This window comes from Bacillus sp. JJ1773, assembly GCF_036962035.1.
Lineage (GTDB): Bacteria > Bacillota > Bacilli > Bacillales > Cytobacillaceae > Cytobacillus.
In genome coordinates this window covers 14157-26445 of record NZ_JBALNX010000085.1, presented here as the reverse complement: position 1 = coordinate 26445, position 12289 = coordinate 14157, and the positions used below count along the sequence as shown (strand labels likewise).

Genomic DNA, 12289 nt, shown 5'->3' with positions numbered 1-12289 from the left:
GTCGAGGAATTAGGCGGAAATGATCAGCTCATCGGCATAGTAGTAGGAATTTTCACATTCTCCTCTTTGCTTCTTCGTCCTTTTGCCGGGCATGCATCAGAATCAAGGGGCAGGCGTTTCGTTTACTTATTTGGGCTGGGGATATTTGTGATCTCAGTAGGATCATTCGGTTTTGTCCCAAGTTTATTTTTTCTTTTCTTTATTAGAATTGTTCAAGGAGTTGGCTGGGGCTTTTCCACAACTGCTTCTGGAACGATCGCGACTGATCTTATCCCCCCAAGAAGGCGCGGAGAAGGAATGGGATATTATGGACTTTCGGGCAATATCGCATTAGCACTTGGACCCACTCTAGGTCTTGCCCTAACAGGCACTATTTCTTTTAAGATGTTATTTATAATTTGCTCACTCCTTGGATTAATGGCCTTCATTCTATCGTTGAAAATTCGTTATAAACAAGTTGATCCCGCAGCTGTGCAGCAGCCTCATAAAAAGTGGGATTTCTATGAGAAAAGTGCACTTCCACCTTCAGTACTATTATTCTTTTTAACAGTAACTTTTGGAGGAATCGCCACCTTCCTGCCCCTTTATTCCGCGCAAAAAGGGGTCGAAGGAATCCAATGGTACTTTCTGCTTTATGCCTTTGCTTTATTGTTATCACGGACATTTGCTGGAAAAATTTATGATCAAAAGGGACATAAGGCCGTTTTTATCCCAGGGGCTATTCTTATATTAATTTCGATGGGATTACTTTCATGGCTGCCGGGTAGTTTGATTCTCTACATAGCTGCTATTCTTTATGGCTTAGGTTTTGGCACCGTTCAGCCTGCCTTGCAGGCATGGTCAGTAAAGGAAGCTCCTCTTCATCGGAGAGGTATGGCCAACGCAACCTTTTTCTCATTTTTTGATTTAGGTGTGGGAATTGGAGCCATAGCTTTCGGCCAGATTGGCCACTGGTTTGGATATAGTGCGATTTATATGGTAGCAGCTGTCTCCGTACTTTTTTCTATCATTCTTTACCTCTATTTTGTAGCCAGAGCCCGTGAACAAGCTTTTAGCGGATAAAAAAAGCCTTGAAAGGTATAAAGTATACGCTTGCAAGGCTTTCTTATTTTTAACGGACAGGTGTCGCCAACTCTCTAAAACGCATCACAGCTTTTTCTGTGTCGGCCTCAAATCCTTGTTCTATCAGCGTCTCTCCAAATAAAACGACTGCTTTTTCAAGCATCTGATCGGTTGTATTTCCCATATGGCCGATCCGGAATGCTTTGCCAGCCAAATGAGCAAGAGCTCCTGCCACAATTAGTCCTTTTTCAGCTAGGGCAGTCCGGAAAGCAGCATCGTCCATGCCATCTGGATAAAGAATACAGCTTAATGTATCAGCCGCAACCGCCTCGTCCGCTATAGCTTTCATCCCGTATACGGCAAGAGCAGCTCGAACCGCTTTCCCAAACGCTTTATGACGTTTATAGCGATTTTCCATCCCTTCAGCTAATACGAGCTTCATCCCTTCTTCATAGGCATAGATTAAATTGACTGGCGGAGTAGCAAAATATTTGGAAGGGTCATTCATAATTGGAATCCAATTGTTAATATCACAATAGTACGCAGGCACACGCTTTATTTGTTCTCGTGCAACCAATGCCGTTTTATTAAAGGCAACAATTGCGATTCCCGGCGGTACACCGATTGCTTTTTGGGAGCCTGATAAAACAACATCAATCTTCGCATTTTCATCCCCATAAGACTTGCTCATATCCTCTTCCATTGCAGCTGTAGCACAAACACCATCAAGGATGATTAGGGCACCATGGCTCTTAATAATCGGTACTAAAGTATTTAAATCTGCTGAAACACCTGTGGATGTATCGGCATGTGTAATCGTAACAGCCTTGAAATTTCCGGACGCAAGCTTTTCCTTAACTTCATCGGGATCAACCCGTTTTCCCCATTCTGATTGAATAACCTCGGCTTCAATCCCGAATGCGTCGGCAATTTTGATAAAGCGATCTCCGAAAAAGCCTTGACTAATGACAAGAATCTTTTCTCCGGCTTCTACCGTATTAACGAGAGCCATTTCCATTGCAAGTGTCCCGGACCCTGAGATTACAAATACTTCTCCATCACTGTTTAGCATTTCCCTTGTCTTCTCAATAGCACTTCGGTATATAGCTGTAAACCTATGATCCGTATGACTTCTTGTTTCCTCTGCAAGTGCATCATAAATGGAATCGACAACAGGTGTCGGTCCCGGTATAAGCAGCATTTCTTTGTTACGCATGTGCATCCTCCTAATCGAATTTATTAAGCAATCATTCCATACTATTAATACTTCTATATGAATATGTAATACCCTCTAATTATTATAAAATTCAAAATTTAATACCTCTTCTAAATTAAAACTCATTAGAAAATCATTGACTGATAAAGGAATTTAATAATATGATAGTACTATACTTGATTACACAAAAGCATAAAAGCACAAAAGCGTTGAACTATTTAAGTAGCTCATACACTCTTGAAAGACAGAGACTTGATGGTGGTGAAAATCAGGCAAGGTGTATAGTGAAATACAGTTAGGGAGCTGTTTTTCCGGTTTCGGCCGTTATCTAATAAGAGAGCAGAGTAATCTGCTAACTAGGGTGGTACCGCGGAGCTTCCGTCCCTTTTGGGGATGGGGCTTTTTTGTTTTTATTGCTTAAGGAAGGAGAACATAATATGAAAAAGGAACTTAGCATTGGGATGTCGGTCATTCCAATACTTGCATTAATCATTTCTGCGGCTTTATCGATATTTATTTGGAAAGCAGGCATGCATATCCCATTAATGATTGGGGTCATCGTAGCAGCAATCGTTGCGAAGATTTGCGGCTGGAGCTGGGATGAAATCCAAAATATGATGGTTCAAGGAGTTGCTAGAGCTTTACCAGCTGTATTTATTCTGCTTATTATTGGCATGATTGTTGGCTCATGGATCGCAAGCGGTGTCATCCCAACAATCATCTACTATGGTCTATCCATCATAAAACCAGAATTATTTGTCCCTATAGTAGCACTTGTTACTGGTATTGTGTCCATAACATTAGGAAGCTCCTTCACATCTATTGCAACCATCGGGCTTGCTTTTATGGTGATTGGGGAAGGACTTGGATTTTCACCGGGTCTTGTTGCTGGAGCAGTGATTTCAGGGGCTTATTTTGGAGACAAATTATCACCGGTTTCTGACACTACAAATATTGCACCTGCCATGGCTGAAACGGATTTATTTAGCCATATTAAACATATGCTTTGGGATACGCTCCCTGCATTTTTTCTATCCATCTTTTTGTATTGGATTGTTAGTAATTCCGGTGCGGCAAGTGTTGTGGCAGATGCAAATGTCATAGATACGATCAAGGTTGGTTTAAATGAAGTATTTATCATTCATCCGCTATTATTGCTAATGCCGGTGCTAACAATCATCCTAATGATTTTACGTACACCAGCCATCCCAGCGTTAATGAGTGTTAGTCTTTTAGGTGGTGTGCTTGCCATCTTTGTCCAAGGAGCATCCGTATCTTCCATTATCCAAGTCATGACAAACGGATATTCCGCTGATTCTGGTGTTGCAGCATTAGATTCCTTGTTAAATAACGGCGGCATGATGTCAATGCTTGGTACAATTGCTTTATTAATCATCGCGACTGCACTTGGAGGTATATTAGAAGATACAGGATCCTTTGAAATATTAACTCGAAAAATGATGGCGAAGGTCAAATCTGCAGGAACCTTAATTAGTTCAACGATTCTTTCTACTTTTGTAGTAGCCTTTGCAAGTGGTGCTCAATTTTTGGCGATTATTTTACCAGCCAGAACCTTTGTAAAAAAATATAAAGAAATGGGAATAGATACGAAAAACCTTTCAAGATGTGTAGAAGCGGCTGGAACGGTTGGGATTAACCTCGTACCATGGAGTGTCCCTGCTGTATTTGCAATGAGTATCCTTGGCGTTTCCCCTGGCGAATTTATACCGTACGCTTTCTTTGTTTTCCTAGTCCCGCTTATCAATATCATATTCGGCTTCACAGGCTGGACGATTTCAAAGAAGAATTATCATGAAGAAGATACAAAGCTATTAAAAGATAGAGGAGAAATTTTACAATGAGCGAAGTGATTTTACATGTATTAGGAACGGCACAAGATGCTGGACTGCCACATCCAAATTGTTTTTGTAAAAATTGTACAGAGGCGATTAATAATCCTAAGGTTCGGCGCCTTGCCGCCTCATTGGCCATCGTTCTTCCGAATGAGCGAAAATGGCATTTGATTGATGCGACTCCTGATTTAAAAGAACAGATGGTAAATCTGCAATTAAAATACAGCTTGCAGGGCCAGCTTATGGATAGCATCTTTTTAACGCATGCCCATTTAGGTCATTATCCGGGGTTACTCTTTTTGGGGCGTGAAGCAATTGGTGCTGCTGGAACTCCTGTGTTTGCAGGTCAAAAAATGAATCAGCTGCTAAATGAACAGGCGCCATGGAGTCAATTAACTAAGCTAAAGAACATCGTAACGCATGAAATTAGGAATCGACAGCCACTTCCCATATCTCAGCAAGTTTCAATTATTCCAATGGATGTTCCGCATCGAAATGAATTCTCTGAGACTTTTGCATTTGTGATTAGCGGACCGAATAAAAAAGTCCTCTACATTCCAGATATCGACCGCTGGAATGAATGGGACCAAGATATATACAATGCTTGCCAAGAGGTTGACATCTGCCTGCTTGATGGGACCTTTCATTCACCGAAAGACCTTGAAAAAATTGGCCGGGATTTCCGAGAAATTCCCCACCCTCTCATGACAGAAACAATGGAAAGGCTTCAAGATTTAGTTGGAGAAAAGGAAATATATTTTACCCATCTTAATCATTCGAACCCTGTTATTGACTCTGATCGTCAAATTCGAAGGCAAATTGAGGATAGAGGTTTTCATATAGCGGAGGATGGGATGGAATTTAGATTGTGAGGTTTGTTGCAATCATAAAGTTTTTTCGATAACAAAAATTATAGCCAGTCCCTTAGTATTTGTTATACTCAGGACTGGCTATATTTTATTGTTTAATTTTTTTATATTCCTTCTCAATATCTTGAACAGTTTGTTCGATCTGTTCTCCCCAATGATCATTTACTTTTTTGAAAACGATTTTCCCATTTTGGTCCAAAATTCCGTAGCCGCGATAAGCAACATCACCATTCTTCATTCCGAATCGGTCAATCAATTCCATTTTCGGGTCAGAAATAAACGGCAAACTTGTTCCAAAATATTCCTTTAAATGGTTGTATAATTCCTTTTGCTGTTCCGGTGTATCATTGCTGATAATAAACATTTCCATATCCATGTCATCTAACATGTCAAGATTTCCATGCAACTCAACTAGTTGCTGCTGACAAAGTCCTCAGGTGTATGTTGTAATAAAAAAGAACAATGCTGGCTTCTCTAATGGAAATGTAACTTCATTGTTATCTTGATCTGCTAATGTAATTGGATCTTCTAAACCCTTTTGACCACAAGCAGCAAGAAATAGCACTGCTGCTAGGGTCAGCAAAACCATTCGTAATTTCATGTTGTCTCCTTTCTAAGTTCAAACGCCTAATCCCATTGAAAATGCTTTAGGGCATTTTTACTTACATTTATCATTTCACAATAGATATATTATAATAGATAGCCTATGTAATCCACTTTTTAAGATCAAATAAGGGATAAAAGTGCCAAAGTATGTCTTTTTACAGAAGTTTATAGGACACATTACAGATGAAACTAACATAGTATGTCCTTTAACAACAGCTTAAAGGACACATTACAGACGAAACTAACAAAGTATGTCCTTTAACAAAAGCTTAAAGTACACATAACAGATAAAACTATCAAAGTATGTCCTTTAACTAGAGTTTATACGACACATATTCGATAAATTAATCCTCAAGTCCTTCATCATGTCTACTATGCATTAAGCACTTACTGTATTCTTTAATGCTCCCTGCTTCTTTTTAAAACTCAACACAAAAAACGTTGCTACAATACAAAGTACACCTGCTGAAATAAACGTGATCGAATAGCCATTAAAAATTTCATAAAAGTAGCCGCCTAAAAACGCAGCAACACCCGAGCCCACTTGGTGAGCAGCAAACACCCAGCCATAGACGATCGCTCCCCGTTCTTTGCCAAAGTATTCTGAGGCTAACCGGATGGTTGGTGGCACGGTTGCGATCCAGTCTAAACCGTAAAATACAGAAAAAGCGACAAGCATTGGATAGGATCGTAAATCAAGTGCATACGGTAGGATGATTAGGGATAATCCCCGAAGTCCGTAATACCAAAATAATAGCCATCGATTATCGAACCGATCAGATAACCATCCCGAAATCATCGTTCCAATAATATTAAAAATCCCCATAAATGCAAACAAGCCTGCTGCATATACTTCTGATATACCATACAAACCACAAGCCGCGATAAAATGCGTCCCAATCAATCCCGCAGTGGACAAACCACAAATAAAAAAGCTAATGGATAATAACCAAAATGGAACAGTACGAACACCTATCCATAATACCTCGAATGCTTCCTTAATTGGATTTTTTTCATTCTGAATAATAGGGGCAATTTGATTTGTGACTGCACCGTAAGGGATTAGCCCCTTATCAGCCGGTTTATCTCTCATCCAAATTGCTATAAGAGGGATCATCAAGATACCTAACCCAATAAATACATAAATTCCTGTTCTCCACGAAAAAGCCTCAGTCAAATTAGAAAGCAACGGAAGAAAAATCATTTGCCCCGCGGCAGTAGCTGACATTAGTATGCCGACAACGATTCCCTTTCGTTTTTCAAACCAATTATTAGCTATAGTTGCTGCTAAAACGGTAAGAAAAACCCCGCTGGCCACTCCAATCATAACTCCCCAAATGAGGTTCAGATGCCAAATTTGACTCATAAATAAGCTAGCTGTCATTCCGATTACTAGCACGAGCATCGCATATGCCATCGTTTTTCGAATACCTATTCTTTCAAGCCCAGCCGCAATAAACGGACCTGAGAATCCATATATCGTTAAATTTATCGCAAAGGCGAACGAAATAGAGGAACGGCTCCATTCAAATTCCTGCTCCAGCGGTATTATGAGTATACCCGTAATCGAGCGAATCCCCGCAGCAATTAGTATGACAAAGAATGTCAGCCATACCACTATCCAACCATAATACAAAATTTCCCCTCCACATTCATACTTAATACAATAAAATTATCATACTACTGTTTTATACTTCATAAAAGAAAAAGTTTTCAGATTTTAGGTAATTCAGAAAATATTAGTTGACATAATAAAATTATGATTAACCTTTTTATTCCTCTTTTACCAACACAATTCTGTTTGCTGAAAATAATTAATTTAAGGTTGTCATTTGTTTAAATCCGTGATATTATTATCTCGAATTAAAGATACTTTTATTCAAAGTAAAATTCGATTCATGTGTACGAATTGTATGGGTAAAGTAATCAATATAAATCAAAAGTTTTATTGGAGGAATATTAATGAACGAACTAAAAGGCATCCATCATGTAACAGCTATTACAAGCAGTGCTGAAAAGATCTATGACTTTTTCACTTATGTTTTAGGAATGCGCTTAGTAAAGAAAACGGTTAACCAGGACGATATAAAAACATATCACCTATTTTTTGCAGATGACGCTGGAAATGCAGGGACAGACATGACTTTCTTTGACTTTCCTGGCATTCCTAAAGGCGTACACGGAACAAATGAGATTTCAAAAACATCCTTTCGTGTACCTAATGACGCGGCATTAGATTATTGGGTCAAAAGATTTGACCGTCTCGATGTTAATCATACGGGGATTAAAGAGCAATTTGGGAAAAAGACAATTTCCTTCATTGATTTCGATGAACAGCATTATCAATTAATTTCTGATGAAAATAATATAGGGGTTGCCTCTGGAACACCATGGCTAGACGGTCCTATTCCATTAGAATATGCGATTACTGGCCTAGGTCCAATCTTTGTTCGAATCGCAAATTTTCCTTATTTTAAAGAAATGATGGAGAAGGTTCTATTATTCAGAGAAATCGACCAGGAGGGTGCATTTCATTTATTTGAAGTTGGAGAAGGTGGAAACGGTGCCCAAGTAATAGTAGAAGATAATCCTAATCTCCATCAGGCCCAACAAGGCTTTGGTACCGTTCATCATGCGGCATTCCGTGTTGAAGACCGCTCTGTTCTAGAAGAATGGGACAAGCAGATTCGAAGCTTCCGAATCCCAACATCTGGTTTCATTGACCGTTTCTTTTTCGGATCCTTATACTCAAGAGTGGCACCTCAAATATTATTCGAGTTTGCTACAGATGGTCCTGGCTTTATGGGAGACGAACCGTATGAAACACTGGGAGAAAAATTATCCCTGCCTCCGTTCTTAGAAGGAAAACGTGAGCATATTGAAAAAATAGTTAGACCAATCGATACGACTAGAAGTACGAAGAAAATAGAAAAAGAATATTAAGTTTTATACCACATTGCCTGATTTCTTCATTTTAGGAGAATCAGGCAATCTCTTTCTTTCATGAAGCTATCTTCTCATGAATTACACTTCCTTATCTCCACACTGACGCATACAACTTTTTATACTTTAAATACCCTTCTATTTCCTACTTGTCTTAACAATAACAATTCAAACAGAGTAATGTGAATACTTTAGGTAATTACCTTGACAAAAAATAAGCTTTTATCCTTATATATTTCTCCACAAGAAGCAACCTATTTATACAGGAGGTGCTAAGATGACAGAACCAAGCCAGCCAGGAAGCCAAAAACTGCCGGATTTTGATAATCTGAATGATCGAATAATAGCCCCACAACGATCATCTGGTCCCACTTTGGTCATAAAAACGAATTTGGATCCAAAAGACTCAACAGTTGAAAATCCCTATTATGTAAATGATAAATCAACAGATATGAAAGAGTTTAGAGATTTCTTTGAGGATGTGTAACTTGCATTAATAAAAGTAGTCGGAGCCGATATTTTGAATATCGGCTCTTGTAGAAGACTCTCATGATTTTTTTATTTTAGATAGGACATCTCTTTCTCTTTAAGAGCAAGTCGAATTTGCTCTATAGCTTTAGGTCCCATACCATGTAGCTGTAATATTTCTGCCTCTCTCACTTTAGTGAATTGCTCAAGTCTACTGTAACCTGCTCCTTCCAGAGCACGTCTTGCTGGTTTTGCTAATCCGGAAGGCAGATCGCTTCTCATTATTTCTTCTGTCATTTTGAACCTCACCTTTTTTATCGTTTAACTTTGATCATTTCTTGCTTCTAAGACAATAAACAAACCATTAAAATGCTTTTCAATATTTATTATTGTAAGACCATGCTGAATGACTAGCCCATAAGTATCCCGATTCAAACAACATCCATCACAAATTCTCTTCCATGCAGGAGTTAACCAATTCTGCAACATAGATAGAAAGCTGTTTTCCAAAATGACATGTTCGAATAAGAGAATTCTTCCGCCAGGTTTACATACTCTTTTAACTTCACTCAGCGCTTTTTCTGGATTTTGTATTGTACAAAAAACCAAAGTCGCCACTACTGTATCAAAAGTATGACTTTCGAATGGCAGCTGCTCGCCACTTACCTTTAGAATTTCAATTGGTACAACAGCACTTTGATGTCTTGGTCTAGAACGATTGATCATCTTTTGACTTGGCTCAATCGCGATGACTTTATCTGCATGTTCATAGAGTTGAAAATTGATGCCAGTCCCTGAACCAAGTTCTAACACCTTCCCGGTCGCTCTATTAAGCAAATCCCTTCGAATCCCTTGAAACCTCCATCTTTCTAAAGGGCTCATAAAAAAATCATATAAATTTAGAAAAGGACTTCTCAATCTCTTCAACTCCAATAATTGAAAAGTTTCTCTTTACCCATTTTTACCTAAAACTCCTTCTTGGAAAATGGCAAAAAGAATTTAACCCCTCTCTTGTTAAAGGGCAGTATCTTCATGTCGGCAATTAAATGGCTTACATAGCCCATTAGGCAGGTAATAAATACACCTTCGTGCCCAATTGCTATTTCGAACTGGACGGATATGTATGCAAAAAAGAAAACACCTAATAATGAATGGGTATAGCTTCTATGAGGAACAAATGAAGCTGCGATAATATAAATGCCTAACAGCCATAACCAATTTTCTTGAAGCGAGAAACCTCCAAATAGGACACCAATTCCTGTAATTGTCAGCATCCTTCTTTGTGTGATAAACGAGGATATGATGAATATAAGCATTCCTGCCCCAATACCTATCCATTTATTCATTCCTGAACCAGTAAAATAACTATATAAAATCAACAGTATAGCTATGAATTGAGCAGCTGTTCTTATAATCTTATGTGAAATTGTGATTTTATTACTTAGCTTTCCGTCAATATCGATATCGGGCATTAATCCAGAAATTGCCCCTATCCCTACTAATAAAATAGTTCCTGTTGGATCTGTTTGCAGCAAATTAGCTGTCAAAAAACCGGTTGCTGCTCCGATGACTGTATGTGATGTACCGTTCAATTTTTCCACCTGTTTCTTTAAAGCTTATATTAACAATAAATACTAAATTTAAATTAGAACATATGTTCTTGAATCGATTATACAATTAATTTTAATAAACAGCAAGAAAATCCTTTACATCTTATCTTATAAACTCAAAGTAAAAAAGGAGATTCTGATTTGTCATCTTGACCAAAGAGAATCTCCCTTTATTTATGTTATCCCATAATATTATATCCTGCATCTACATAAACAATTTCACCCGTAACCCCTCTTGAAAGATGGCTCATTAAGGCAAGTGTCATATCCCCAACTTCCTCTTGCGTAACATTTCTTTTCAGAGGTGATGTCTCTTCAATTTTGTGTAGGATTTGGTTAAAGGAAGGAACTCCTTTTGCAGCAAGCGTACGAATGGCACCAGCCGAAATGGCATTGACACGGATATTGTCTTTTCCTAATTCAGAAGCTAAATATTTCACTGATGCTTCAAGGGAAGCTTTTGCAATCGCCATCACATTATATCCAGAAACCACACGCTCTGCACCAAGATAAGACATCGCAATGATGGTACCTCCTTCAGTCATAAGAGGCTTGGCCGCTTTCGCAACAGCAATTAACGAGTACGCACTTGTGTCTTGGGCAAAAGCATAACCGCTTCTTGTCGTATCGATAAAATCTCCCTTTAAATCTTCAGCATGCGCAAAAGCAAGGGAATGGAGCACTCCATGAACGGTACCTGCTTCCTCTCCAATTTTATTAAAGGCTTCAGCTATGCTTTCATCACTGTTCACATCGCATTGTACGATTAATTTCGCTTCTAAGTTTTGTTCACTTAGAAGTTTTGTCAGTTTTCCAAGCGAGCGTTCTTTCCGATATGTAAAAATGACATTAGCCCCTGCTTGATAAAGAGATTTTGCTACTCCCCAAGCAATGCTTCGTTCATTTGCCACTCCCATAACTACAATATTTTTGTCTTTTAATTTAAGTAAATCTTCCATGTTAGCCTCCAAAGCGAAAGAATAATTAATTTCAGCAAATCATAGAATTTGCTCTTAATTATTCATTATACCATAATACTTTCTATTTCAATGTTATTAAATGTGAGTATAAAGATGTTCCAATGAAATGGAATAGATCAAAGTATTAAAAGTTGACTGAGCAGTTGCATACAAATTTATTATTGACCTAATGCAGATAAGATAATTTTTTTTGGAGAGAAGTTTGAGGTAGAATATGCAATAGCTTAAGTCTGATAATTTTAGATACATCAAGGGAAAACCTCATTTTTAATAAAGAGTTTCCCTACCTCCAAATAACATTTACTAAAAAGCGTTTCTTCAATAGTGCGAACTCTTAAAGTGAGGAGATTGAACAATTTTAGAAAAATAATAGCCTTAAATGAAATAATTGGGGATTCTTGCTGCAGATTAATGATTTTTTAACTTGTAAATTTGTCTGGAGTGCTCAGAAATCATTTGATCATAGTATTCCAGATCATGTTTTGTGGCCATTGAATTTTTGATTTCTTTTACTTCGTCAATAACCTTGTCTACTTTCTTTTCAAGAGCATCAATTCTTTCATTTGTTTCTAAAATTTTTACATTCGTGGCTGCTACTGTTTCACTTAATGAAATTACCTTCTGATCCAAGGCGTTTACCTTCTGGTCCAGGGTGTTTACTTTTTGATCCAAGGCGTTTACC

At 38.2% G+C, this 12289-nt stretch carries 12 protein-coding genes, 2 pseudogenes and 1 other annotated feature; of the genes and pseudogenes, 5 read left to right on the top strand and 9 right to left on the bottom strand.

All coding sequences use genetic code 11. The features are described from left to right. Positions 1-1062 (top strand): MFS transporter (locus V7127_RS21400; protein ID WP_335489444.1); only part of this gene is annotated, 1062 nt, incomplete at its 5' end. Positions 1063-1111: 49 nt separating this feature from the next. Here V7127_RS21400 and V7127_RS21395 read toward each other — a convergent pair. After that, entirely contained in the window at positions 1112-2278 is a 1167-nt protein-coding gene (locus V7127_RS21395) for a pyridoxal-phosphate-dependent aminotransferase family protein (protein ID WP_335489441.1), read from the bottom strand. A gap of 200 nt (positions 2279-2478) precedes the next feature. Then, positions 2479-2667: a binding site (T-box leader), on the top strand. 48 nt (positions 2668-2715) lie between these two features. Here V7127_RS21395 and nhaC point away from each other — a divergent pair. Both nhaC and V7127_RS21385 read left to right on the top strand, forming a co-directional pair. Further along, positions 2716-4140 carry a Na+/H+ antiporter NhaC gene (nhaC, locus tag V7127_RS21390; RefSeq protein ID WP_335489438.1) on the top strand — a complete coding sequence of 475 codons (1425 nt, stop codon included), beginning with the start codon at positions 2716-2718 and terminating at the stop codon, positions 4138-4140. Then, complete coding sequence (locus V7127_RS21385) at positions 4137-5003, top strand: MBL fold metallo-hydrolase (protein ID WP_335489435.1); 867 nt, start codon at positions 4137-4139, stop codon at positions 5001-5003. Before nhaC ends, V7127_RS21385 begins: the two co-directional genes overlap by 4 nt. Before the next feature lie 85 nt (positions 5004-5088). On the opposite strand, the pseudogene V7127_RS21380 reads toward V7127_RS21385, so the two are convergent. The 3 genes and pseudogenes from V7127_RS21380 to V7127_RS21370 all read right to left on the bottom strand — a co-directional run. Continuing rightward, positions 5089-5415 (bottom strand): annotated as a pseudogene (locus tag V7127_RS21380) (redoxin domain-containing protein); the annotation flags it as partial. 18 nt (positions 5416-5433) lie between these two features. Continuing rightward, on the bottom strand, positions 5434-5601 hold the full coding sequence (locus tag V7127_RS21375) for a lipoprotein (RefSeq protein ID WP_335348315.1): 168 nt from the start codon (positions 5599-5601) through the stop codon (positions 5434-5436). A gap of 384 nt (positions 5602-5985) precedes the next feature. Continuing rightward, on the bottom strand, positions 5986-7242 hold the full coding sequence (locus V7127_RS21370) for an MFS transporter (protein ID WP_335489432.1): 1257 nt from the start codon (positions 7240-7242) through the stop codon (positions 5986-5988). 326 nt (positions 7243-7568) lie between these two features. Between V7127_RS21370 and V7127_RS21365 the strand changes: the two genes are divergently transcribed. Together V7127_RS21365 and V7127_RS21360 are read left to right on the top strand one after the other, a co-directional pair. Continuing rightward, a complete protein-coding gene (locus V7127_RS21365; RefSeq protein WP_335489429.1) occupies positions 7569-8549 on the top strand; it encodes a ring-cleaving dioxygenase in 981 nt (326 codons plus the stop codon). Positions 8550-8826: 277 nt separating this feature from the next. Further along, entirely contained in the window at positions 8827-9036 is a 210-nt protein-coding gene (locus V7127_RS21360) for a hypothetical protein (RefSeq protein WP_335354476.1), read from the top strand. A 71-nt stretch (positions 9037-9107) separates the two neighbouring features. Here the strand turns inward: V7127_RS21360 and V7127_RS21355 are convergent, their stop codons facing one another. From V7127_RS21355 to V7127_RS21335, 5 genes and pseudogenes are all read right to left on the bottom strand, one after another. Beyond that, positions 9108-9314 (bottom strand): DNA-binding protein, encoded by a 207-nt coding sequence (locus tag V7127_RS21355; RefSeq protein WP_335489426.1) that lies wholly within the window; start codon positions 9312-9314, stop codon positions 9108-9110. Between the two features lie 24 nt (positions 9315-9338). Further along, on the bottom strand, positions 9339-9854 hold the full coding sequence (locus tag V7127_RS21350) for a class I SAM-dependent methyltransferase (RefSeq protein ID WP_438824051.1): 516 nt from the start codon (positions 9852-9854) through the stop codon (positions 9339-9341). A 128-nt stretch (positions 9855-9982) separates the two neighbouring features. Then, positions 9983-10618, bottom strand: a complete 636-nt coding sequence (locus V7127_RS21345; protein ID WP_335489423.1) for a metal-dependent hydrolase — start codon at positions 10616-10618, stop codon at positions 9983-9985. Positions 10619-10806: 188 nt separating this feature from the next. Continuing rightward, complete coding sequence (gene fabI / locus V7127_RS21340) at positions 10807-11586, bottom strand: enoyl-ACP reductase FabI (protein WP_335489420.1); 780 nt, start codon at positions 11584-11586, stop codon at positions 10807-10809. A 429-nt stretch (positions 11587-12015) separates the two neighbouring features. Next, positions 12016-12289: pseudogene (locus V7127_RS21335) on the bottom strand (hypothetical protein); the annotation flags it as partial.